Source organism: Pseudarthrobacter chlorophenolicus A6 (assembly GCF_000022025.1).
Taxonomy (GTDB): Bacteria; Actinomycetota; Actinomycetes; order Actinomycetales; family Micrococcaceae; genus Arthrobacter; species Arthrobacter chlorophenolicus.
In genome coordinates this window covers 866,831-890,749 of record NC_011886.1, presented here as the reverse complement: position 1 = coordinate 890,749, position 23,919 = coordinate 866,831, and the positions used below count along the sequence as shown (strand labels likewise).

18 protein-coding genes and 2 tRNA genes are annotated in these 23,919 nt (G+C 67.7%); 15 read left to right on the top strand and 5 right to left on the bottom strand.

What is annotated here, in order from left to right:
* Positions 1 to 163: 163 nt before the first annotated feature.
* Positions 164 to 2,119: an FAD/NAD(P)-binding protein gene (locus ACHL_RS04130; protein ID WP_015936043.1), complete on the bottom strand. Its 1,956-nt coding sequence runs from the start codon at positions 2,117 to 2,119 to the stop codon at positions 164 to 166.
* 87 nt (positions 2,120 to 2,206) lie between these two features.
* Here ACHL_RS04130 and ACHL_RS04125 point away from each other — a divergent pair, with 87 nt between their 5' ends.
* From ACHL_RS04125 to ACHL_RS04110, 4 genes are all read left to right on the top strand, one after another.
* A complete protein-coding gene (locus tag ACHL_RS04125) occupies positions 2,207 to 4,501 on the top strand; it encodes a prolyl oligopeptidase family serine peptidase (RefSeq protein ID WP_043793762.1) in 2,295 nt (764 codons plus the stop codon).
* On the top strand, positions 4,498 to 5,070 hold the full coding sequence (locus ACHL_RS04120; RefSeq protein ID WP_015936041.1) for a GNAT family N-acetyltransferase: 573 nt from the start codon (positions 4,498 to 4,500) through the stop codon (positions 5,068 to 5,070). The genes ACHL_RS04125 and ACHL_RS04120 overlap by 4 nt, the downstream gene beginning before the upstream one ends.
* A 99-nt stretch (positions 5,071 to 5,169) precedes the next feature.
* Positions 5,170 to 5,257 (top strand) — tRNA-Ser (locus ACHL_RS04115).
* A 231-nt stretch (positions 5,258 to 5,488) separates the two neighbouring features.
* Complete coding sequence (locus ACHL_RS04110; protein WP_015936040.1) at positions 5,489 to 6,970, top strand: MFS transporter; 1,482 nt, start codon at positions 5,489 to 5,491, stop codon at positions 6,968 to 6,970.
* On the opposite strand, the gene ACHL_RS04105 is transcribed toward ACHL_RS04110, so the two are convergent.
* The gene (locus ACHL_RS04105) at positions 6,894 to 9,131 is read right to left on the bottom strand and encodes a RecQ family ATP-dependent DNA helicase (protein WP_015936039.1); all 2,238 of its coding nucleotides are present in this window, start codon (positions 9,129 to 9,131) and stop codon (positions 6,894 to 6,896) included. The two genes, ACHL_RS04110 and ACHL_RS04105, sit on opposite strands and share 77 nt — an antisense overlap.
* Positions 9,132 to 9,272: 141 nt before the next feature.
* On the opposite strand from ACHL_RS04105, the gene ACHL_RS04100 reads away from it, so the two are divergent.
* The 4 genes from ACHL_RS04100 (at position 9,273) to ACHL_RS04085 (ending at position 12,998) form a co-directional block, all read left to right on the top strand.
* Complete coding sequence (locus ACHL_RS04100; protein ID WP_015936038.1) at positions 9,273 to 10,691, top strand: phosphomannomutase/phosphoglucomutase; 1,419 nt, start codon at positions 9,273 to 9,275, stop codon at positions 10,689 to 10,691.
* A gap of 3 nt (positions 10,692 to 10,694) precedes the next feature.
* The gene (locus ACHL_RS04095; RefSeq protein ID WP_015936037.1) at positions 10,695 to 11,183 is read left to right on the top strand and encodes a hypothetical protein; all 489 of its coding nucleotides are present in this window, start codon (positions 10,695 to 10,697) and stop codon (positions 11,181 to 11,183) included.
* Between the two features lie 15 nt (positions 11,184 to 11,198).
* Entirely contained in the window at positions 11,199 to 11,684 is a 486-nt protein-coding gene (locus tag ACHL_RS04090; RefSeq protein WP_015936036.1) for an RrF2 family transcriptional regulator, read from the top strand.
* Between the two features lie 153 nt (positions 11,685 to 11,837).
* Positions 11,838 to 12,998 (top strand): globin domain-containing protein, encoded by a 1,161-nt coding sequence (locus ACHL_RS04085; protein WP_015936035.1) that lies wholly within the window; start codon positions 11,838 to 11,840, stop codon positions 12,996 to 12,998.
* An 80-nt stretch (positions 12,999 to 13,078) separates the two neighbouring features.
* On the opposite strand, the gene ACHL_RS04080 is transcribed toward ACHL_RS04085, so the two are convergent.
* Positions 13,079 to 14,905 carry a phosphoenolpyruvate carboxykinase (GTP) gene (locus tag ACHL_RS04080; RefSeq protein ID WP_043793760.1) on the bottom strand — a complete coding sequence of 609 codons (1,827 nt, stop codon included), beginning with the start codon at positions 14,903 to 14,905 and terminating at the stop codon, positions 13,079 to 13,081.
* A 277-nt stretch (positions 14,906 to 15,182) separates the two neighbouring features.
* Between ACHL_RS04080 and ACHL_RS04075 the strand changes: the two genes are divergently transcribed.
* The 6 genes from ACHL_RS04075 to ACHL_RS04050 all read left to right on the top strand — a co-directional run bounded on the left by ACHL_RS04075 (position 15,183) and on the right by ACHL_RS04050 (position 21,525).
* A tRNA-Arg gene (locus ACHL_RS04075) sits at positions 15,183 to 15,256 on the top strand.
* A 320-nt stretch (positions 15,257 to 15,576) separates the two neighbouring features.
* Positions 15,577 to 17,031, top strand: a complete 1,455-nt coding sequence (locus tag ACHL_RS04070) for a dihydrolipoyl dehydrogenase family protein (protein WP_015936033.1) — start codon at positions 15,577 to 15,579, stop codon at positions 17,029 to 17,031.
* A gap of 69 nt (positions 17,032 to 17,100) precedes the next feature.
* On the top strand, positions 17,101 to 17,934 hold the full coding sequence (locus ACHL_RS04065; protein ID WP_015936032.1) for an ABC transporter ATP-binding protein: 834 nt from the start codon (positions 17,101 to 17,103) through the stop codon (positions 17,932 to 17,934).
* Positions 17,931 to 19,967, top strand: coding sequence for a YhgE/Pip domain-containing protein (locus tag ACHL_RS04060; RefSeq protein ID WP_015936031.1), 2,037 nt, complete (start codon positions 17,931 to 17,933; stop codon positions 19,965 to 19,967). The genes ACHL_RS04065 and ACHL_RS04060 overlap by 4 nt, the downstream gene beginning before the upstream one ends.
* An 89-nt stretch (positions 19,968 to 20,056) precedes the next feature.
* Positions 20,057 to 20,770, top strand: coding sequence for a TetR/AcrR family transcriptional regulator (locus ACHL_RS04055; protein ID WP_043794451.1), 714 nt, complete (start codon positions 20,057 to 20,059; stop codon positions 20,768 to 20,770).
* A 17-nt stretch (positions 20,771 to 20,787) separates the two neighbouring features.
* A complete protein-coding gene (locus ACHL_RS04050) occupies positions 20,788 to 21,525 on the top strand; it encodes a hypothetical protein (protein ID WP_244266515.1) in 738 nt (245 codons plus the stop codon).
* Here the strand turns inward: ACHL_RS04050 and ACHL_RS04045 are convergent.
* Positions 21,426 to 22,400: an EamA family transporter gene (locus ACHL_RS04045; protein ID WP_015936028.1), complete on the bottom strand. Its 975-nt coding sequence runs from the start codon at positions 22,398 to 22,400 to the stop codon at positions 21,426 to 21,428. The two genes, ACHL_RS04050 and ACHL_RS04045, sit on opposite strands and share 100 nt — an antisense overlap.
* A gap of 72 nt (positions 22,401 to 22,472) precedes the next feature.
* Between ACHL_RS04045 and ACHL_RS04040 the strand changes: the two genes are divergently transcribed.
* Positions 22,473 to 23,387: a LysR family transcriptional regulator gene (locus ACHL_RS04040; protein WP_015936027.1), complete on the top strand. Its 915-nt coding sequence runs from the start codon at positions 22,473 to 22,475 to the stop codon at positions 23,385 to 23,387.
* On the opposite strand, the gene ACHL_RS04035 is transcribed toward ACHL_RS04040, so the two are convergent.
* Positions 23,365 to 23,892 (bottom strand): SixA phosphatase family protein, encoded by a 528-nt coding sequence (locus ACHL_RS04035; protein ID WP_015936026.1) that lies wholly within the window; start codon positions 23,890 to 23,892, stop codon positions 23,365 to 23,367. The two genes, ACHL_RS04040 and ACHL_RS04035, sit on opposite strands and share 23 nt — an antisense overlap.
* Between the last annotated feature and the right edge of the window lie 27 nt (positions 23,893 to 23,919).

The window sequence follows — 23,919 nt, the reverse complement described above, 5'->3', positions numbered from 1 at the left end:
AGCCCTGTTACGTGGCACCGTGGTTCCCGTGCGCCGATCTGCCCGGGCAGGACTTCCAAACGGCCGGAGCCGGGCGGGGCGGGAGCGCGCGTCGGCGGGTGAACCGCCACAACAGAGCACGCGTTGACGGGAGAACCGCCACGAGTGAGCGCGCGTTGACGGGTTAGCGGCGGAGGATGGCCTGGGCGATTTCGTCGGCGTCCCGGAGGGTGCGCTGGCCGCTGCGGTAGGCCGGGGTGCCCGGCTGGTGCGCCTCGGCGGCGATGGCGGTTCCCCACTGGGCGGAGGACAGCTGCAGTCCCAGCACGTACATCCCCTCGGTGACCGACCCGTTGGCGGCGACGGGCCGGTACGGGTGCGGCTCCACATCCAGGCCGGTGGACTGTACCGGCGCCCCCTCGGCGGTCATCATGTGCCTGGACCGGACCAGCCCGTCCTTGAGCAGCTGCTGCAGGAGCGGAGAGTCGTTGGCCGAGACCCGGTTGCCGGGTGCCAACGCCTCCACCATGGTCCGGGCAGCGGCCGGCGGGCCCTCCACCCAAGGAGAGGCAGCGGTGAAGGTTCCGGCTTTGCGGTCGACGCCGAATTTCGGGTCCGGGCCCACAAAGCTGACCACGCCGGCCCGCGCCAGCGCGGCCAGCTGCTCCGAGCGCAGCGCCGGCGGCCCGCTGGCCAGCCCCTCCACGAACGACTCGAACCAGCCCCGCAGGCCGGCAACCCAGGATTCGTCGGTGATGCCGCCGTCAGCCACTGCCGTCTTGAGCACCGCGCGGCCGTGGTGCAGGGCACCGATGGCCATCTTCACGGGATCATCCTCGCCGAGCGCGGAGCGGCGGGCATCGTCCAGGAGGAATTCGACGACGGCGGCGTCCTGCTCGGGGCGCGACGCGAAAGTGCGCCCTGCAAGAGGCGCGGCCAGCCCCTGAAGGTCCAGCCGGTGGCGCGGCCCCACGTGGATGGCCAGCACGCTGTCCACGGCGTCTTCCCAGTTGGCGGCGCTGTGCGCGTGCGGGTGCAGGGCTTCCTCGAGTGCGGCCAGGAACGCTGTACTGTCCGGCACGGCGCCAGGCTGCGCGCGCACGAGGGTTGAATAGTAGGCCCAGAGGGCGTCGCGGTGCAGCAGCGGCCACAGGTCGTGGTCGAACCCGGGCCGGATTCCCGCGGCCTCGAACCGGTCCAGCGCCGCCTCCGTTAGATAACGGAGCGTGACCGACGACGCGTAATAGCCTGCCAGCGCCGCTTTGGCCCGGTAAGGGGTCCCCCGGCGCGAGGCGGCGATGATGAACGGTTCCTGTCCGGAGGGCTCGTATTCCAGCCGGCCGGCCGGGCCGCCGGCAGTGAACTTGCCACCCCGGCCTTCGGTCAGCTGGACCATCGTGTCGAAGAAGTTCAGCCCCATGCCGCGCACCAGGACAGGCTCGCCCGCCGGAATCTGTGCCCAGTCCACGTCAGCAGGCACGGCCGGTGGCAGGTACCGCAGCCCCAGCTGGGCCGCTGAGGCCTGCAGTTCACGCTGTTCGGGGTTGAGCCTGGACGGGATGTGCCCCAGGGCCAGCACCACGGAACCGGTGCGGAGGGTCTCACCGGTGGCCAGGCCGACGTCGAACGTGCCGTCACCCACCGGGTGCACCGACAACGCGGACGTTTCGTGGAAGTCGATGGTGACGCCGTCGGGCGCCTTTTCCAGAAGGTCCTGCAGTGTGGAGCGAAGGTACCGGCCGTAGAGCGCCCGGCTGGGGAAGTCGTTGGACCCGAGCACGGCAAGTTCGGCGCGTTCATCCGCGGTGAGGGCCGGGAGTGGATCCTGCTGTTGGCGTTCGCGCCAGCGGTCGAAGGTGGTCCCGGCGACGGCGGCGGGCAACCCTGGGTCTTCGGGAATCAGCGTGGGGTAGAAGGACTGGGTGTTCATCAGGAACAGCCGCGACTGTCCCGGCTGCCAGACATGGCCCGGCCCTGCGGGGTAGGGGTCGATGACGTCGACATGGAGCCGCATGGCAGCCCCTCCGTGTTCCTGATGTGCCGCATGGTGGCCGGCGTGGGCGAGCAGGCGCTCCAGGACGCTGGTCCCCCGGGGGCCGGCACCGATGATGGCGGTCCGGATGCTCTGCGTATTTTCCACGCCTTCCAGAGTACGGGCTTGTGTTGAAGAGGAAGGGCTGGCCGCTTGACTTGCCACCCCGTCACGGATGTTGTTTGGATGGGGCGCATGACCACCACTGCAGCTGATTCAGCGTCCGGCCACGGCAACACCCCCACGGACGGCAGGCCTGCGGGCACCGGCCCGGGCGGCAACGGCGGCCCAGCGCCGGAACCGACCGACGAAAACGTGTGGCTCGAGGAGATCTACGGCGAAGAGCAGCTCGCCTGGGTCAAGGAGCAGAACTCCCGCACGGAAGACCTCCTGGAGGACGCCGATTACGCGGAGCTCGAGGGCAGCATCCTGGAGGTGCTGGACTCCACCGACCGGATCGCCATGGTGGGCAAGCGCGGTGACTGGTACTACAACTTCTGGAAGGACCGGGAGAACCCCAAGGGCCTGTGGCGCCGCACCACCTGGGAAAGCTACTGCACGGATTCCCCCGAATGGGACGTGTTGCTGGACGTGGACGCCCTGGCCGCCACCGAAGGTGAGGAGTGGGTGTTCCACGGCGCTACGTTCCTCCGGCCCGCCGCGGGCGAGCCATACCGGCACGCTCTGCTGGCGCTCTCCCCCGACGGCGGCGACGCGAACCGCTACCGGGAGTTCGACGTCGAATCCCGCACCTTCGTTGACCCGGCGGCGGGTGGGTTTGACCTGCCGACGGCGAAGGGCAACGTGTCCTGGCTGGACGCGGACACACTGCTGGTGTCCTCCACGGCGGACGGTTTGCCCAAAACTGCGTCCTCCTACGCCCGGACCGGCGTCACCCTGGAACGCGGCGGAACCCTGGCCGCAGCACCCCGGCTGTTCGAGGTACCCGAACATCACATGATGGCCGTGGTGGCGCACGACTCCACCCCCGGCTTCGAGCGCACCTTCGCTGTGGACTACATCGACTTCTTCAACCGCACCACCCTGGTGCTGCGCGACGGTTCATGGGTGGCCATCGACGTTCCCACCGACGTCAACGTCAGCGCCCACCGCGAATGGCTGCTGTTCCGCCCGCAACGGGACTGGGCGTTGGATGGCACTACCTATCCGGCCGGCGCGCTGCTGGCCGCCAACTTCGAGGACTACCTGGCCGGTGGACGGGACCTCGTGGTGCTGTTCACGCCGGACGCCCACACATCCCTGCAGTCGTGGAGCTGGACGCGGAACTTCCTGCTCCTCAACCTCCTGAGGGACGTGTCCTCGGAAATCCGGGTGCTGGACCCGTCCCGCCCGGCGGACGCCGCCGACGGGTCTTTCGGGGACGGCTCCGCCTGGGCCCCCACGCTCCTGGATGCCTGCCCGCCGCTGCATGACGTCAACGCCTATGCCGTGGACGACGAGGATGACTCAGCGGCTGACGGCGGTGCAGGCGACGACTTCTGGCTGGTCGCCACCGGATTCACCACCCCCAGCACGCTGATGCGCGGCACGCTGGAACGCGGCCGCGACGATGCCGGGACGCCCGGTGTGGTGAGCCGGCACACGGAAGTGAAGTCCTCGCCGTCGTTCTTCTCCGACGCCGAGTACGAGGTCCAGCAGCACTTCGCGGTTTCCGACGACGGCACACGGGTTCCGTACTTCCAGGTCTCCTCCCATAACCTGCCCCTCGACGGCCAGAACCCCACCCAGCTCTCCGGCTACGGCGGCTTCGAGGTCTCCCGGACGCCCGCCTACAGCGGAACGGTGGGACGGGCGTGGCTGGAGCGGCGGACCACCGGGCTGGAGCTCGACGGCGGCGAGGCACCGCACTCGCGCGGCGGCGTCTACGTGGTGGCGAACATCCGCGGCGGCGGCGAATACGGGCCGGCCTGGCACCGCGCCGCCCTGCAGGAAAACCGGCACAAAGCCTACGAGGACTTCGCGGCGGTGGCACGGGACCTGATCTCCCGGGGCGTCACCTCCCGCGAGCGCCTGGGCTGCGTGGGCGGATCGAACGGCGGGCTGCTGGTGGGCAACATGCTGACCCGCTACCCCGAACTGTTCCGGGCGGTCTCCTGTGGCGTGCCGCTGCTGGACATGCGCCGCTACACCAAGCTGTCCGCCGGGCACTCCTGGATTGCGGAGTACGGAGACCCGGACGTCGCGGAGCAGTGGGAGTACATCCGGACCTTCTCCCCGTACCACCTGCTCAAGGACGGCATCGAATACCCCGAAACGTTCATCTGGACGGCCACTTCGGACGACCGCGTGGGCCCGGTTCAGGCACGGAAGATGGCGGCCCGCATGCTCGCCATGGGCATCCCCAACGTCTGGTTCCACGAGGCATTGGAGGGCGGCCACGCGGGAGCGTCGGACAACCGGCAGGCGGCAGCTTTGCAGGCCCGCAGCCAGCACTTCCTGTGGAAAGCGCTGGCGGGCGGAACGTCGTGACGGACGTTCCCGCGCCTGGTGTGTCTGGGTCCGGGGTGCCGGGGCCTGCGGTCTCGGTCCGCAGGGCCGTTGCCGCGGATGTGGAACCGCTCGCGGACGTGCACATCAGGTGCTGGCAGGAAACCTACCGCGGGATGCTGTCCGACGCCTTCCTGGCGGCTGCCGACAAGGAGGGCCGACTGGCGCTGTGGCGGCACCTGCTTGACCGCCCTGAGCCCGCCGAAGCGTGGGTGGCGTGCGACGGCGATACGGTAGTCGGCTTCGCAGGCACCCGTTCAGTTCCGGCACCGGATTCCCCGGAAGGACACCCGCCGCCAAGGTCCGGCCCCCTGGAACTGTGGGGGCTGTACCTGTTGGCGTCCCGCCAGGGGCTCGGCCTCGGAAGGCAGCTGATCAGCACAGCCCTGGGCACCCGGGCCGCGAGCCTCTGGGTGGCCGCGGGGAACAGCCGTGCCATCGGCTTCTACCGGCGGTTCGGCTTCGAACCGGACGGCGTGGAGGACACCCTGGCGGACTGGGAGGACCTGCCCGAGATCAGGATGGTGCGCCCGGTCCAGCCCGCTGCCTAGGCTGACCGGGCCCGTCCAGCCTTCCGCGTCGCGGGGCCGCAGCCGTTTTGCACTGCATGGCCGGATCTGCGTATCCTTGGTGGGCTAGGAATAGCAATTGGAGACGTGCCAGAGCGGCCGAATGGGCTTCACTGCTAATGAAGTGTGGGGCACAACTCCACCGGGGGTTCAAATCCCCCCGTCTCCGCGTTCGGCCCCGGTCCCTGGACCGGGGCCTTTTGCGTACCCGGGGAAGGTTTTGCGGCGCGGTCCGGGCTTGCTCCTGACTTTGTTCGCGAATCAGAGCCTCGACGGCATGGCCTGGCGAACAGGCTTCTGACCCGGGCGGCCAGGCGCCGGATCCCGCCCCGCAACTCCGCGCAGTCCGGGGATCGGACGCACTCTGCTGGCTCAGGCTGCCGGGTGGCAGGATAAGCGGATGGCAGCAAAAGATCGGTCCGGCGTGCACGGGGATGCCGCGCAGGTATGGAGCCCACGGCTGGCCCTTCTGGTGGCGGCAACTTTTTTCATGGAGTTCCTCGACGGGACCATCCTCACCACCGCCATTCCCAATATCTCAGCCGACTTCAGCGTTCCCGCGGCCGACGTGAACATCACCATGACGGCGTACCTGCTCACCGTCGCCGTCGGGATTCCCATCAGCGGCTGGCTGGCCGAACGCTTCGGGGCGCGAAGGATCTTCTGCCTGGCTGTTGCCATCTTCACCGTTGCGTCACTGGCCTGCGCCCTCAGCCAGGACCTGACCACACTCACGCTGAGCCGCATCGCCCAGGGAGCCGGGGGCGCCATGATGGTTCCGGTGGGCACGCTGGTGGTACTGCGCGGCACGCCCAAGTCGGAGCTTCTGCGCGCCACGGCGTTCCTGGTCTGGCCCGGCCTGCTGGCGCCGGTCCTCGCACCCCTGGTGGGCGGTGCGCTCACCACCTACCTGTCCTGGCACTGGATCTTCCTGATCAACCTCCCTCTGGGACTGGCTGCCTTCATTGCGGCCCTGCGCCTGGTCCCGTCGTCCGCTGGGGACAAGGGGCGGCGGCTGGACTGGCCCGGACTGTTCCTCACCACGCTGGGCGTTGGTGCCCTGGTGGTGGGCCTCGAGCTGGCCAGCTCCCACCCTGACGGCCCCTGGGCGGGCATCAGCGCCGCCGCAGGAGCAGCCTCCCTGCTCGCGGCCGTGTTCTGGATGCGCCGGGCACGGAACCCGCTGTTCAACCTGGCCGTGTTCCGGACCCGCACCTTCCGTGCCATGGCCACCGGCGGATTCGTTTACCGGCTGACCATCAGCTCGGTTCCGTTCCTGCTGCCGCTGATGTTCCAGGCCGGTTTCGGCTGGACCCCCATCCACGCGGGCGCCATGGTGGCTGCCGTCTTCATCGGCAACATCGGCATCAAACCCGCCACCACTCCCCTGATCCGCCGCTTCGGGTTCAAAGCCATGCTGGTGTTTGCCTCCCTCGCCTCAGCAGCCACTTTTGCGCTGTGCGCACTACTGACCCCGGAGACTCCGCAGGTGCTGACGTTTGCCCTGCTGGTCTGCAGCGGGGCCTTCCGCTCCATCGGCTTCTCGTCCTACGCCTCGGTGCAGTACGCCGACATCGTCCCCGCGCAGCTCACATCAGCCAACACCGTCTCGGCAACCCTGGTGCAGCTCGCCACCGGCGCCGGGATCGCAGTGGCTGCCCTGCTGATCCGCATCTTCGACGGGCTTGGCTCGTTTCCCCAGGATGGCGCCGGCCCGTACCGCGGAGCTTTCCTGGCCATGGCAGTCCTGATGCTGGCAAGCACGGTGGACAGTGCTTTGCTCCCGCGGCATGCGGGAGCAGCGGTCAGCCGGCCTGCGCCAGGACCAGCGGAAGCACAGCCCCGGCCCCGGCCTGCCGAAGGGCACGTCCCGCGACAGTAAGGGTCCACCGGCTGTCCGCCAGGTCATCGATCAGCATCACGCTCTGCCCCTGGATGGAACCCAGCGCCGCTTCGAGTTCGGTGCCAACCACCACCCGGTCCCAGACGCCGGCCAACCGGTAGGCACTGTTGCCGCCCCGGCTTCCGGTGGGGCCGCCGTGGGCCAACTGCAGGCCGCCGAGGTAAGGGATGCGGCCGATGTCCGAGATGCCGCGGGCGAGGGATTCCACCAGCTGCGGTTTGCTGCGCGACGGCATACTCACGATCGCTGCCGGCCGGCCACCGCCGCTCCACCCTGCCGTCCGGGAGTCACCTGTTCCCCACTCGCGCAGGACCTGGACGCACGCCTGCAGCATGGCAGGGTCCACCGGACGGTCTTCCGCGCCGGCGGCGAAAACGGTTCGCAGGGCGCCGCCCCAGCCAAGGTCGGTCAGCCTGGCCAGCACGCGGCCCTCCGAGAGCGCTTCCGGAGGCTTGATTTTTCCCTTGACCGGAACACCCAGCCGGTCCATCCCGCTGGGCCACTGCAGCCGCGACTCAAGGACGCCGCCGGCCCTGCTGAGCGTCTGCCCGGCCGCGTTCGTGGCATCGGCTGCGACGTCGGCGGGGAACCACTGCCCGGCGCAGTTGTCGCACCGGCCGCAGGCGTGCGCGGTCTCATCGTCGAGGACGGACGTGATGTATTCCATCCGGCACCCGGCAGTGTCCTGGTAGATGATCATGGAGTCCTGCTCATCGACGCGGGCCTCGGCAATGCGCTGGTACCGCTCCGCGTCATAGACCCACGGCCGTCCGGTGGACCGCCAGCCTCCGCCTACCCGTTCCACGGCCCCATCCACGGAGAGGACCTTGAGCAGCAACTCCAGCGGGGTCCGCCGCAGGTCCACCCGTGCTTCCAGCGCCACGGTGGACACAGCACTTCCCGCCTCGGCGAGCGCAGTCAGGACGGCGGCAGCTTTCTCCTCCGACGGCATGGACGCGGTGGCGAAGTACTGCCAGATGTCCCGGTCCTCGGAGCCCGGCAACAGCAGGACATCGGCGTTGGCGGCTCCACGGCCTGCACGGCCCACCTGCTGGTAGTAGGCAACCGGCGACGACGGCGCCCCGAGGTGGACCACGAATCCAAGGTCCGGCTTGTCGAAGCCCATGCCCAATGCGGACGTAGCCACCAGGGCCTTAACCTGGTTGTCCTTGAGCAGCTGCTCGGCGCGTTCCCGGTCTGCGGGGTCTGTGCGGCCGGTGTAGGACAGCACTTCGTGGCCCGCCTCCGACAACAGCCGGGCGGTGTCCTCAGCGGCGGAAACGGTCAGGGTGTAGATGATGCCGCTGCCGGGCAGGTCCGAGAGATGGGTCAGCAGCCACCCAAGGCGCTGGCGGGCGTCAGGGAGCGCCAGGACGCCTAGCCGCAGTGAATCTCGGCCGAGGGCGCCGCGAATGGTCAGGACGCCGGCGCCGAGTTGCTCCTCGATGTCGTGCACCACGCGGGAGTTGGCCGTGGCCGTGGTGGCCAGCACCGGCACCGAATCCGGCAACTGCTCGATGAGGTCAGCGATCCGGCGGTAATCCGGACGGAAGTCATGGCCCCAGTCCGAGATGCAGTGTGCCTCATCGATGACCAGCAGTCCGGTGCGCCGGATCAGTTCCGGCAGCTGGTTTTCCCGGAAAGAGGGGTTGGTCAAACGTTCCGGCGAGACCAGGAGGACGTCCACCTGGTCCGCTGCAAGCTGTTCGCGGACGGTGTCCCACTCCAGCTGGTTCGCCGAGTTGATGGCCACGGCCCGGACACCGGCCCTGGCGGCAGCCGCCACCTGGTCACGCATGAGTGCCAGCAACGGCGACACGATCAGGGTGGGGCCGGCCCCGCGGCGGCGCAGCAGGAGGGACGCCACGAAATAGACAGCCGACTTGCCCCACCCGGTGCGCTGGACCACCAAAGTCCGCCGGCCGCCGTCGACGAGCGCCTCGATGGCCTCGTACTGGCCGTCGTGGAAATCTGCCCCGGAGTTTCCCACCAGCTCGCGCAGCACCGCAAGCGCCTGGCTGTGGGTGGCGGTACCGGAACCGCCGGGAGGGGACGGCTGCGCAAAGGACGCGTCAGCCCTGAAATCAGCACCAGGATCAGCATCGGTTTGGGAAAGGGTGGCGTTCCGGATATCAACCATTGATTCAGTATCCCAGCCGCCCCCGACAACCGGCCTCCGCCCAACTGATATGTGGAAAGGCCCACAGATCCCTTGCGTCACAAACGCCAGCCCCGTCTTCCCCTCCACAGGCACCGCGCGGGTCCACGTAAGATAAAGCCCGTGACTAGCGAACAGACAACGACTTTTGACCTTTCGGCATCCTTCAAGGCCTACGACGTCCGTGGCATTGTGGGCGAATCCATCACCGCCGAAATCGTCGAAGCCGTGGGGGCCGCGTTCGTGGACGTCCTGCAGCTCGAAGGCCAGACCATCCTGGTGGGCGGCGACATGCGCCCCTCCTCCCCCGAGTTCAGCAAGGCCTTCGCCGACGGCGCCGCCACCCGCGGCGCCAACGTGGAACTGCTGGACCTGATCTCCACCGATGAGCTCTACTTCGCCTGCGGCCTCCTCAACCGGGCCGGGGCCACCTTCACCGCGAGCCACAACCCCGCCGGCTACAACGGCATCAAGATGTCCAAGGCCGGGGCAGTTCCCATCTCCTCCGAAACCGGGCTGAAGGACATCCAGTCCCTGGCCGAGCACTACCTCAGCACCGGCACCATCCCGGCTGCCGGCCAGCGCGGCCAGATTGGTGTGCGCGACGTCCTGAAGGAGTACTCCGAGTACCTTCGCAAGCTGGTGGACCTCTCGGGATCACGCCGCCTGAAGGTTGTAGTGGACGCCGGGAACGGCATGGCCGGGCTGACCACCCCCGCCGTGCTGGGTGACGCCCTGCTGCCCAAGCTTCCGTTCGACATCATTCCGCTGTACTTCGAACTGGACGGTTCCTTCCCGAACCACCCCGCCAACCCGCTGGAGCCGGAAAACCTCCGTGACCTGCAGGCCGCCGTCATCGAACACGGCGCGGACATCGGCCTGGCCTTCGACGGCGACGCCGATCGCTGCTTCGTGGTGGACGAAAAAGGCGAGCCCGTCTCGCCGTCGGCCGTTACCGGCATGGTGGCCCGTCGTGAAATTGCCCGCGCGAAGGCCCAGGGCGAAGCCACCCCCACCATCATCCACAACCTCCTCACCTCCCGCGCCGTGGCCGAACTGGTGGAGCACGACGGCGGCCGGGCCGTCCGTACGCGCGTGGGCCACTCCTTCATCAAGGCAGTCATGGCCGAGGAAGGCGCGGTGTTCGGCGGCGAGCACTCGGCACACTTCTACTTCCGCGACTTCTGGAACGCCGACACCGGCATGCTGGCCGCCATGCACGTCCTGGCCGCACTCGGCGAACAGGATGGCCCCCTGTCCGAGCTTGGCCGCGAGTACGAGCCCTACGTCAGCTCCGGGGAGATCAACTCCGAGGTGGAGGACAAGCCTGCCGCCGTCGAGCGCGTGCGTGCAGACTTCGCCGGCGAGGACATCACCATCGACACCCTGGACGGCAGCACCTTTACGGCCAACGACGGCAGCTACTGGTTCAACCTGCGCCCGTCCAACACCGAACCCTTCCTGCGGCTCAACGCCGAAGCAACCGACCAGGCCACCATGGAACGGGTCCGGGACCGGGTCCTGGCACTCGTGCGGGCCTAGGCCATGGCTGACCATACCGGGCCCGCGGCGGCGGGACAGGAAAGCTGGCGCGACTCTGTCCCCGAAGACACGGCGGCGGACCTTGAAAACCTCCTTGGAACCGGCGTCAGCGCCGCCCAGGAGCAGCTTCAGCGCGCAGGCGGCTTCCTCCCGTTCGCCCTCACGGTGCAGAACGACGGCGAGGTGCGGCTGGTGGCCGTTTCCCCGGCGGATGCCGAGGAAGGAAGCGGCGCCGAGTTCGACGCTGACGCCATGATCAGCGACCTGAACGCGCTGTTGAAGCAAAACCGGGATGACTACCGCGCCGCTGCCCTGGTGTGCGACATCCTGCTGGTGGAGGAGGACTCCGACGCCATCCATGTTGCCGCCGAGCACCGGGACGGCTCCGTGTTTGCCGCGGTGCTTCCCTATGCGGCCAACGCCGACACCCAAACGTGGGAGTTCGGCGAACTGGAGGCCGACACCAACGAACCCGCCATCTGGGTGGACTAGACCAGGCACCGCGCCATGAAGATCAACGCGTTTGCCGACGTCAGCCTGCGGGCACTGATGGTCCTGGCGGCTGCCCCCGGAAACCAGCTGCTGACCACCCAGAACATTGCCGACTCCGTGGGGACGCCCTACAACCACGTCAGCAAAGCGATGGCCAGGCTCCGCACCATGGGACTGATCGACGTGGAGCGCGGACGCACCGGCGGTTCCCGGCTGAGCAGCGCCGGCAGGACGGCCACCGTGGGACAGATCCTGCGCGAACTCGATACCCGTACCGACCCCGCCGACTGCATGGCCGCCACGGGCAACTGCCCGCTGATCAATGAGTGCAAACTGCGCGCGGCCCTTGCCCGGGCGCGCGAGGCGTTCTACCGCGAGCTTGACCCTGTAGTCATTGCCAACCTTCCGGGGTCCCGCCAAATGGCGCCGGTATTCGAGATGATCGGCCTCCGCCCCGGGCTTCCGGAGTCCCTCCGCCCGGGCGTGCAGCCGGGGCAGTAGCCCGGGCCCCACCCGTTAAAGCCGAAAGCATTCTCCCAGTTTGATTTCAAACTTCTACGAGGTGTAGAACTGAGGCAGAAATACTTGTATTTCAAATGCAAGCATTTCAACACGGCCGGACGAAGGCCCCGGTCCCAACCTCAGGAGTCCGCAATGCTCTCGGATAAATCCCGCCCCGTCATCGAAGCCACACTGCCGCTGGTGGGGTCACGGATCGGCGACATTACCCCCAAGTTCTACGCCCGCCTGTTCGCCGCACACCCGGAACTCCTGGACGGTCTCTTCAGCCGGTCCAACCAGCGCAACGGAAGCCAGCAGCAGGCCCTGGCCGGAAGCATCGCCGCTTTCGCCACCCACCTGGTCAACAATCCGGGCACCCTGCCGGAAACCGTCCTGTCCCGCATCGCCCACCGCCATGCTTCCCTTGGCATCACCGAACCGCAGTACAAAGTGGTCTACGAGCACCTGTTCGCCGCGATCGCGGAGGACCTGGCCGAAGTGATCACCCCTGAGATCGCCGAAGCCTGGACCGAGGTCTACTGGCTCATGGCAGACGCGCTCATCAAACTCGAAAAAGGCCTGTACGCGGCCCAGGCCAACGGCCGGATGTGGGCACCATGGCGCGTGGCCGCCAAGGCGCCGGCCGGCGTTGGATCCATGACATTCACCCTGGAACCCGCCGACGACACCCCCATCACCGAAGCGCTTCCCGGCCAGTACGTCAGCGTCAAGGTCCAGCTTCCGGACGGCCTGCGCCAGGTGCGCCAGTACTCCCTGTCCGGCGAAGCCGGCACCAGCCGCAGTTTCACCACCAAGAAGGACGACGGCGGTGAAGTTTCCCCCGTCCTGCACAACAATGTCCAGGTGGGCGACATCCTCGAAATCTCGAACCCGTACGGCGAGATCACGCTCAAGGAAGGCGACGGGCCGGTGGTCCTGGCCTCCGCCGGCATCGGATGCACCCCCACGGCTTCCATCCTTCGCTCGCTCGCCGCAACCGGCTCCGACCGGCAGGTCCTGGTGCTGCACGCGGAGAGCACCCTGGACAGCTGGGCCCTGCGCGGCCAGATGACGGACGACGTCGAACGCCTGGACGGCGCCGAGCTGCAGCTGTGGCTGGAGCAGCCGGCGGACGGGGCGAAGGAAGGATTCATGTCCCTGCGTGAGGTGGACCTTCCCGCCGATGCGTCCCTGTACCTGTGCGGTCCGCTGCCGTTCATGAAGAGCATCCGCAACGAGGCCATCAACGCCGGCATTCCGGCAACCCGCATCCACTACGAAGTCTTCGGCCCGGACATCTGGCAGGCCAGCTGACCACTTGGTTAACGGACGACGGCGGCCCCGCACCTTCTCGCGAAAGGTGCGGGGCCGCCGTCGTACTTAGCGAAGAACTGCTAGGCCAGGCGGGCCTTCAGGCCGCTCAGCTCGGACTGCAGCGCCTGCGGGAGGGAGCCGCCGAAGTTGTCGAACCATTCCTCGATTGAGGCCAGCTCGGCGGCCCACTCAGCGGAGTCAACCTTGACGGCTTCCTCCACCTGGGCGGGGGTCATGTCCAGGCCGTCGAGGTCGATGGCCTCGCCGGTGGGAACGAATCCGATGGGGGTTTCGACGGCGTCGGCCTTGCCCTCAAGGCGCTCGATGGCCCATTTGAGGACGCGGGCGTTGTCGCCGAATCCGGGCCAGGCGAAGCCGCCTTCGGAGTTCCGGCGGAACCAGTTGACCAGGAAGATCTTGGGCAGCCGCTCCGGATTCGCCTTGGCAGACAGGTTGACCCAGTGGTTCAGGTAGTCGCCTGCGTCGTAGCCGATGAAGGGCAGCATGGCCATGGGGTCGCGGCGGACCACGCCCACCGCACCGGCTGCAGCCGCAGTGGTTTCGGAGGACAGCGTGGAGCCCATGAAGATGCCGTTGGACCAGCTGCGGGCCTCGGTCACCAGAGGGATGGTGGTCTTGCGGCGGCCGCCGAACAGGATGGCGGACAGCTCCACGCCCTCGGGGCTGTTGTATTCCTCCGCGAGCATGTCGATCTGGTCGATCGGGGTGCAGAAGCGGGAGTTCGGGTGCGCAGCGGGCTTGTCCGAGTCCGGCGTCCAGGAGTTGCCCTGCCAGTCAGTGAGGTGCGCAGGGGTTTCCTCGGTCATGCCCTCCCACCACACGCCGCCGTCGTCGGTCAGCGCAACGTTGGTGAAGATGCTGTTGCCCTTGGCGATGGCACGCATGGCGTTGGGGTTGGTGCCCCAGCCGGTACCGGGGGCCACACCGAACAGGCCGGCCTCGGGGTTGACGGCGCGGAGCTCGCCCTCCTTGCCAAAACGCATCCAGGTGATGTCGTCGCCGAGGGTTTCGACCTTCCAGCCGCTGATGGTGGGATCAAGCAGCGCGAGGTTGGTCTTGCCGCAGGCGGACGGGAAAGCGGCGGAGACGTAGTACGTCTTCTGCTCGGGTGAGGTGAGCTTGAGGATGAGCATGTGCTCGGCCAGCCAGCCCTCGTCGCGGGCCATGACGGAAGCGATACGCAGGGCGTAGCACTTCTTGCCGAGCAGGGCGTTGCCGCCGTAACCGGAGCCGAAGGACCAGATGGAGCGCTCCTCCGGGAAGTGCACAATCCACTTGTCCGGGTTGCACGGCCAGGGCACGTCGGCCTGACCCTGCTCCAGCGGTGCGCCCAGGGAGTGCAGGGCCGGAACGAAGAAGGCGTTGGTCTCGGTGATGCGGTTCAGGACGTCGGTGCCGATACGGGCCATGATGCGCATCGAGGCAACAACGTAGGCGCTGTCAGTGATTTCAACGCCGAACTTGGGGTCCTCGGCGTCAAGGTGGCCCATGACGAAGGGGATGACATACATGGTGCGGCCACGCATGGAGCCGGCGAACAGGCCGCGCAGCTTTTCCTTCATCTCGGCCGGAGCCATCCAGTTGTTGGTGAAGCCGGCGTCGCGCTTGTTCTCGGAGCAGATGAAGGTCTGTTCCTCCACCCGGGCAACATCGGCCGGATCGGAGAAGGCTGCGAAGGAGTTGGGGAACAGGTCCTGGTTGAGCCTGGTCAGCGTGCCGGCGGCCACGAGTTCGTCGGTGAGGCGCGTGTTCTCCTCTTCCGACCCGTCAACCCAGTAGATGCGGTCCGGCTGCGTCAGCTCAGCAACCTCTTCGACCCATGCCAGCAGTCCGGCATGTGTGGTGGGTGCTTCGTCAAGCAGCGGCTTCTGTGCCAGATCGCCCATTGCGGTTCCCTTCCTCGGGTTCATCGGTGTGTCCTAAATGCTATGGTCCGGACCAGTGCCGGTTTTCGGCAGTTTGCTTGCTACGACTTTGCTCAAATTGCGGATTCCGCGAGATTCCAAGGAATATTTGTGGAAAATTCTACGATTAAGTGAGTAAGGTCACCTAGACCGGTCTAGTAGCGCAGATAACAGGGCTCTCGATTTGGCACTCCGCCGAGACTCGCGTAAAGTAATTCGAGTTCCAAGGAGAGCGGTTCTTCTCCCAGGAACACGAGATGCGCCCATAGCTCAGCTGGATAGAGCGTCTGTCTACGGAACAGAAGGTCAGGGGTTCGAATCCCTTTGGGCGCACAGATGAGGTCCGCACCGGTTCGCCGGTGCGGACCTTTTGCTTTAAGTCCCGGCCCGCAGACCCCCGCACCCGCCGGCGCATTCACTCCCGGCCTCGTTCGCGAGTCAGAACCTTATGGGCCCGGATGCGCGAACAAGGCCAGGATCCGCGAAGACCGCTCCAGGTCTACCCTCGACGTCCCGGGCCCGCTACCTGCGCCAAACCATTCCGCTACGCAGCCACCAGCCACCAGCCACCAGCCACCAGCCACCTTGTAAACCTGCCTCGCCTCCCCCGGCGTAGCAAGCCTCGGCCCGCCTCCCCGGCGTAGGCTGTCCCCATGATTCCTGAGCCTGCTGGGCGCGAGTATGACGTAGTAATAATCGGTGCCGGCGCTGCCGGCGAAAACGTGGCAGACCGCGTGGTCAAGGGCGGGCTGACCGCCGTACTCGTTGAGGCTGAACTGGTGGGCGGTGAGTGCTCCTACTGGGCCTGCATGCCATCCAAGGCCCTGCTCCGGCCGGGCACCGCACTGCACGGGGCGCAGACGACGCCCGGCGCCAAGGAAGCCGTGACCCGGACGCTGGACGCCAAAGCCGTCCTGTCCCGCAGGAACTACTTCACCTCTAACTGGACGGACGACTCCCAAGTGGACTGGGTCAAGGATTCCGGCATCGAGCTGGTCCGTGGCCACGCCTTCCTCACTGCGCCCCGGACTGTTGAGGTGGCTGGCCTGGACGGAACAGAGCACAGGCTCCATGCCCGCCACGCGGTGGTCCTGGCCACCGGGTCGGTACCCACCCAACCGCCCATTGACGGACTGGCCGACGTCCAGGTCTGGAGCAACAGGGAAGCGACCTCGGCCAGCGAAGTGCCCGCCCGGCTGGCAGTGCTCGGCGGCGGCGTGGCAGGAACTGAACTGGCCCAGGCCTTTGCCCGGCTGGGCTCGGCCGTCACCCTCATTGCGCGCAGCGGCCTGCTGGGAAGCTTCCCGGAAGAAGCCGCGGGCCTTGTCGCCGCCGGCCTGCGGGCTGACGGCGTTGACCTTCGCCTCCACACGGCCACGCAGCGGATCGGGATGAACGACGACGGGACGTTCAGTATCGGGCTCGGCGACGGTTCCAGCGTCACGGCTGACAAGGTCCTGGTATCCACGGGCCGGCACCCCGCCCTTGAGGGACTTGGCCTGGAAAGCATCGGTATTGAACCGGACGCGGACGGGCGCCTGCTCCTTGAAACGGACAGCACAGGACTGGTCCAGGCCGCGCAGGGTGACGGGCATTGGTTGTATGCGGTGGGCGACGCTGCTGGCAAGAACCTCTACACGCATCAGGGCAAATACGAGGCCCGGGCCACCGGGGATGCCATTGCGGCCCGCGCCAAGGGTGAACTGGACGGAGGCCCGGCGGACTGGAGCCGGTTCGCGCAGACCGCCAACGATCATGCCGTCCCCGGAGTGGTCTTCACGGATCCGGAACTCGCAACGGTGGGCCGCAGCATCCAGCGCGCCCGCAAGGACGGCTACAACGTGTCCTCAGTGGAGCTTCCCATCCAGGTTGCGGGGTCCTCCCTGCACTCTGAAAACTACGAGGGCTGGGCGCAGCTGGTCATCGACGAGGACAGGAAGGTCCTTCTGGGCGCCACTTTCGCCGGGCCGGACGTGGCGGAGCTCCTGCACGCGGCCACCATCGCCGTCGTGGGTGAAGTTCCGCTCCACCGGCTCTGGCATGCAGTCCCCGCCTACCCCACCATCAGCGAAGTATGGCTGCGCCTGCTGGAGAAGTATGGACTGTAGGACCGGTATTTGAACTGACCGGTCAGTTTGGTTAGTCTTGAAGCAGACACTTTCTGTGAAAGGCTCCCCTTGCTCTCAGCACGCCAGCTTTCCGTTAAAGGCCGCCGCGATCCCCTCCTCCCTCCCACCACGCTTGAAGTGGAACGGGGACAGCTCCTGCTGGTTGCCGGCGACCGCCAGGACCAGCGCACAGCCCTTGCCCTTGCCCTGAGCGGCCGGATGAAGTCCAACGGCGGCTCGGTCGCTTGGGACGGGCAGCAGCGCACCCGGCAGTTGCGGCTGGCCAGCGCCCTGGTGGACTCCCCCGGCGTGAACGAGCCGGAGGAGCACCTGAGCGTGCGCGACCTCGTGACGGAGGACCTTGCCTTGGTGCCCCGCCGCTACCGTGGTGCGCTGCTCAGCGGCCCGTGGCTCAAAGTGAACCGCTTCGAGGACATCGCGGGCCTCTGGACCGAACAGCTGGACCCCGCCCGGCGCCTGGAGCTGCTGACTGCGCTGGCCCTGGCCAACCCGCACACTGACCTCCTCGTGGTGGACTCTCCGGACCGGCACAGCGCGGTCAACGCCGCCTGGCTGCCCCGCCTGCAGGAATTGGCGTCCGACGCCGGAAGGCCGCTCGCGGTCGTCGCTACCGTACGCTGCCTCCCGCCGTCGTGGGACGGCCCGTCCGCCGTGGTGGGTAACGGTGCCGAGGATGCCCCCGGCACGGAAACCGACGACGCGATGGATGGCGGGCAGGCTGCACGCCAGGGAGCTGCGTCCCGCGCCGACGGGCTGCCGGAACAGGCGGACGAGGACGAAGCCTTCAGCGTGGGTGCCTCGGGCCCTGGAAGCCGGGCCACCCCTGCACACACCGGGCAGCACGTCCGGACCGATGAACTCGAAACCGAGGTTGCCAAGTGACAGTCATCCGGCTGGCCCGCTCCGAACTCAAGCGCATGACAGGCGGGCTGCTGCCCAAGCTGACCATCCTGGCGCTGACTATGGTCCCCCTCCTGTACGGGGCCGTTTACCTGTACGCGAACTGGAACCCCTACGGGCACCTGAACAACCTCGATGCCGCGCTGGTGGTGGAGGACACCGGGGCCGGCAGCAGCGACGGCACCCGGTTGGAGGCCGGTGCGAAGGTGGCGGACAGCCTGGTGGAGGGAAACGTCTTCCACTGGATTCCGGTGGAAAGCTCCGCGGCAGCGGATGAGGGCGTCAGCAGCGGCGAGTACGCCTTTGCCCTGAAGATCCCCAAGGACTTCTCCGCCAACCTGGCGTCCCCGGGAAGCTTCGACTCTGCGAGCCAGGCGATGCTCAACGTCACCACCAACGACGCGAACAACTACCTGCTCAGCACCATCGTGGACAAGCTGACCACCGCCGTCCACACCACGGTGGCCACCGAGGTGGGCGAGGAAACCGCGAACCAGCTGCTCACCGGCTTTGGCACCATCCACACCCAGATGGTGAAAGCGGCCGACGGCGCCGGGCAGCTGGCCGACGGCGTCGCCACCCTCCGCGACGGCACCGTGACGCTGCATCAGGGAACCACGGACCTGAGCAGCGGAGCCTCCCAGCTCCAGGCGGGTCAGCTGAAGCTCCGGGACGGGGCCAACCAGCTCACCGACGGCGCCGGCCAGCTGAGCAGCGGGCTGTCGGTCTTGAAGGACAAGACCGGGCAGCTCCCCACCGATTCGCAGACGCTTGCGTCCGGCGCCGCGCAAGTGGCCGCCGGAAATGCCCAGCTCAACACGAAGGTCCAGGACGTGGCAGCACAGCTCGAGGCTGCCGACCAGGGGCTGCGGGCACGGGTGGTGGAGTCCAACAGCCGGCTGGTGGCTTCGGGCGTCCTGACGCAGGAACAGGCCAACGCCATCCTTGCCGACTTTGACGCCGCAGCCACGTCCAGCCCCGTGGCCGATGCCAAGGCGAAGCTGCAGGCGGATGCGGCCCAGATCCAGCAGCTCGCCGACGGCTCCGAGGCCGTCAGTGTGGGTGCCGCGCAGCTGGCCGCAGCCACGCCCGCCCTGAAGGATGCCATCCGGCAGGCTTCGAGCGGCGCCGACCAGCTCCATACCGGTGCCGCTACGCTGGCCACCGGCGAGCAGGCAGCGCTGGACGGTACCTCCAGCCTGGCCGCGGGGGCGCAGAAACTCGATTCCGGCGCTGCCCGGCTCGCCGACGGTGCCGGCACGGCCGCGGACGGTTCACGCACGCTGGCCGACGAGATCGGCAAGGGCGCCGGCCAGGTTCCCAACCCCGACGACGCCCAGAAGGACAACCTGTCCCGGGTGATGGCGGATCCGGTGGCGGTCAGCAACGTTTCGCAGGCCAAGGCCAACTCCTACGGTGCAGGGCTGGCGCCGTTCTTCCTCACGCTGGCCCTGTGGATCGGCATCTTCATGCTGGTGCAGGCAATGCGCCCCATTACCCAGCGGGCGTTGGCCTCCAACGCCCCGTCCTGGAAGATCGCCCTGGGCGGTTGGCTGCCCTTCCTGGCTGTATCCGTTGTGCAGGCGTCCCTGCTGACCCTCGTAGTGAACGTCGCGCTGGGACTGAACCCCGCGCATCCGGTGATGATGTGGCTGTTCATGCTGGCGGCGGCCATGGCGTTCAGTGCCCTGATCCAGGGGATCGTCGCACTGCTGGGCTCCCCCGGCAAGCTGGTGGTGCTCATCCTGCTGGTGCTTCAGCTTGTGTCCTCGGGAGGCACCTTCCCTTGGCAGACCACACCGCAGCCCCTGCATGTGGTGCACGAGATCCTCCCGATGGGGTACGTGGTGACCGGAATGAGGCACCTGATCTACGGGGCGGACCTGTCCATGATCCTGCCCACCGTGGCCGGGCTCCTGGGCTACACGCTGCTGGGTACGGTGATGTCCACGCTGGCAGTGCGCAAGAACAAGTACTGGACCCTGAAGACGCTCAAGCCGGAGATTGCCGTATGAGCAAGGACCCGGAAGATAAAGGCGCGGCCACGGCGGACGCGGCCATGGCAGGAGAAACCATGGCGGGGGCGGTCCTGGACGCGGCCGGAATGGGCACCCACTCGCTGGAGGCTGCGAAGGGGCGGCGTCCGGCCCGGACCACGGCCACCCGGCAGAAGCTGTTCGACGCCTCCATGGCGCTGATCGGCGAGCGCGGGGCCGCCAATGTGACGGTGGACGAGATCGCTGCGGCGGCGGGCGTATCGAAGGGTACGGTCTACTACAACTTCGGGAGCAAGTCCGAACTGATCGCCCAGCTGCTGAGGCATGGGGTGGACATCCTGAAGGCCAGGCTGCTGGGTGCCGCCGACGCCGGGAGCCCGCGTTCCGGACGCCCGGGCAAGGCCGGTAAGGCCGGCGATGCCGGGGCCGGTAGCGCAGCCGCGCCGGCCGGGGATCCCCTGGCGGCCATGGAAGCGATGATCGGCCAGGCCATGGATTTCATGGCCGAGTACCCGTCCTTCGCGCGCTTGTGGGTCAGCGAGAACTGGCGGATCCCCAGCGAGTGGCAGGGAACGTTCGCGGTGCTGCGGGGCGAGCTGCTGGAGGTGGTGGGGCAGGCCGTGGACAACGTGGCAAGGGCCTACCCGGTGGACGAGTCGGTACCGCGCGGAAGCCTGGAAACGGCAATCTTCGGCGCGTGCTTTGTGGTGGGCCTGGACCGGCAGACCTATAACCCCGAACGGACCCGTGACCAAAGCGTTGCAGCAATCATGGCCATCATGCGCGGCTACGTCCTGAAGGATGCGCGCCCTCGGGGATGATGGAGCACATGCGTCACATGGGCAACAGCGGAAAGTTTGCGGTCATTTGCGGCATCGTCGCGGCCGGGCTGCTGGTCCTGACGGGGATGACGCTGGCTGAGCCGGTGTTCCTGGCGTTCCTCGGCGTCCTGGCGCTGGCCTATGTGGCCGCCGTCGGGGAGCTGCTGGTCCGTCGGCGCCGACTGGCCCTCCTGGCGACGGGTGCGGGTACCAGCATCACCATCGCATGTTCGCTCGCCTTCCTGAGCACCTGGGAGCTGGCGTTCGACGGTGAATCGTCCTTCATCGGTACGCCGCTGCCCACGAACGATCCGGACAACTACTTCATGGTGGCCGCTGCCGCCGCTGCGGGGACCCTCGCCGTCCTTTTCCTGGGCGCTGCGTGGCCATCCCGCCGTCGTACCGCAACCGGGCGCAAGCCTGCGACGGCGGGACGCAGGCCTCCGGCTGCGAGCCGCCCCTCCGGCCGGGGAACGGCACAGAACCCCGCGCGGCGCCAGGGTGCGCAACGAACAGGTGCGCAACGGACGGGAGCGCCCAGGCCTGGTGCGCCGCGCTCGGGTGATCAGGGTTCAGGGACGCAGCGTTCCGCGACACGGGCCTCCGGCGGCCAGCGGTCCAGCCTCCAGGCACCAGGTGCCCAGGGTTCGGCGGCTCAGCGTCCCCCGGGAACCCGGCCGCCGGCAAGGTTGCCGTCCACGCCTGCCCGCCGCCCGTCCCCGAAATCCGGCAACGGCCCAGTCACGGGCCGCTGAGGCGGCTTGCGGCTGAAGTTCAGCACTGCCGTCGCCACTCCCGCGAGAAGCAGCAGCCCGCCCGTAACTTCGGTTGGCGTGGGTATTTCCGCCAGCACCAGCCAGGCCGCACCCATGCCCACCACAGGCACCAGCAGGGTGAAGGGGACAACGGCCGATGACGGGTGGCTGGCCAGCAGCCGGTTCCAGATTCCGTAGCCCACCAGTGAGGCGAACACGGCCGTATACAGCGCGCTCAGCAGCGTGGGCGCCTGCAGGTGCCCGAGCGTCCCCAGCACCGCGCCGGGGCCATCCACCAGCAGCGACAGTCCGAAGAGGGGCAGCGGCACCACTGCGCCGGACCACACCACCAGGCCCAGGCCCGAGGCCGCCCGCGCCTTCCTGGCAATGACGTTCCCGGCGGCCCAGGACAATGCGGCCGCGAGGACGATCAGGAAGGGCAGCAGGGGCGCCACGGCGCTGCGGCCCACGGCGACGATCGCCAACCCCGCCACGCCCAGCACCACGCCGGCAAGCTGGCGGCGTCCTGGGCGTTCACCGAGGAAGACGGCGGCCAGCAGGACCGTCAGGAGCACCTGCGCCTGCAGGACCAAGGAAGCGAGCCCTGCCGGCATCCCCAGCGCCATGGCCAGGTAAAGCAGCCCGAACTGCCCGGCACTCATGAAGAGGCCGACGCCGATGATCGCCGTCCAGCTGACATCCGGCTTGCGGACAAAGAAGATCCACGGGAGCACCACCAGGACGAAGCGCATTGCCACGAACAGCAGGGGCGGGACATCCCCTCCCCCGGGGTGCAGCCCGATGTCAATGGCCACGAAATTCAGGCCCCACAGGATGGCGACCAGGACGGCGAGGAGGGAGTTGCGGAGGTTCACCCCATCAGGGTGGCAGACAGGCCGATGAAGCACCAGCGTTTATTTGCGCTGTAAATCGTGTACTTTTGCTTCATGATCGATATTGGCTCCCTCCGGGCCCTGGCCGCGATCGAGCAGTACCGGTCCGTCATTGCGGCCTCCGAGGCCATGGGGTTCAGCCCCTCGGCCGTCTCCCAGCAGGTGAAGAAGCTGGAGAAGGAAGCAGGCTTCGCCTTGCTGGAACGCCGCGGACGGGGCGTGCTGCTCACTGAACGTGGTGTGGCGCTGGCGGCCTATGGGCGGCGCATCCTTGCCGAACTCGAAGAACTCCAGTCAACCCTGCTCGCAGATCCGGCCAAGCCCAGCGGGCAGCTGCGGGTGGTGGCGTTTTCCACCGCATGCCGCGGGCTGGTGGGGCCGCTGCTGGGCAAGCTGGCTGTAAGCGAAAGCGGCCTGGACGTCAGCGTCCTTGCCGAGGACCCGCGCGAGGCCGTGGCCCGGGTTGCCAACGGCGAGGCGGACCTGGGCCTGGTGCACAACTGGAATTCCGTGCCACTGGTGATTCCCGAGCATCTGTCGCTGGAGTGGCTGTGCGAGGACATCGCCGACGTCCTGGTGCACAGCAGCCATCCACTGGCAGCACGTTCCGGCGTCACACCGGCGGACCTGGTGGATGAGCAGTGGATCAGCACCCCGCACGGGGCCATCTGCAACGAGGCCCTGCTGAGGATCTTCGCCGATCTTGGCCGGGTTCCCGACATCAAGGTCTACGACCCCGATTTCGCCACCCACATCGCACTCGTGGAGCAGGCCGCCGTGGTGGCGTTGGTTCCGCGGCTGGGCCGTCCCGCGTTGCCTGGGGACGTGGTGGCGGTGCCCGTCACGGATCCCGTCCAGGCGCGGCAGGTGGGCATTGTCCACCGCAGGACCATGACGGCCAGCCCCGGCATCCGGTACGTATCAGGACTGCTGCGGGAGATCGCTGCTAGTGGGCCCGGGGAACCTTGAACCTGGTGATGCGGGCGTCCTGCCCGTCCAGCTCGGCCCACGACTTTTCAGTTTCCAGTACCGTCAGCGCGCTGGTGGGATACCGGGTGGCGGCATCCATATAAGCGTCATGGTCGGAGTCCCGGGACGCCAGGTGCATCGCCAGGTCCTGGACACCCGGCAGGTGCGAGATCAGCATCAGCGTGGTCACGGTGTCTGGAACGTGGTTAACCACGGCAAGCATGCGCAGGGCCGAGGCTGCGTACAGCCCGTCCTCGAGCTTGGGCGTGGGCGCCTTGTCCCCCAGCTCCGAACACACCCAGGTGCAGGTCTGTCGGGTACGCAGGGCACTTGAGCACAGGATGAAGTCAGGGACGATGTTGTGCTTGAGCAGCCACTTCCCGGCCAGCGGTGCCTCGCGGTGGCCGCGTTCCTCCAGGGGCCGCTCATGATCGGCAACCCCGCCCGGCCAGTCGGCTTTGGAGTGCCGCATGATCACAAGCCGGCGAAGATGGTGCTCACTCATGGCCCAAGCCTAACGAACAAGCGCCCG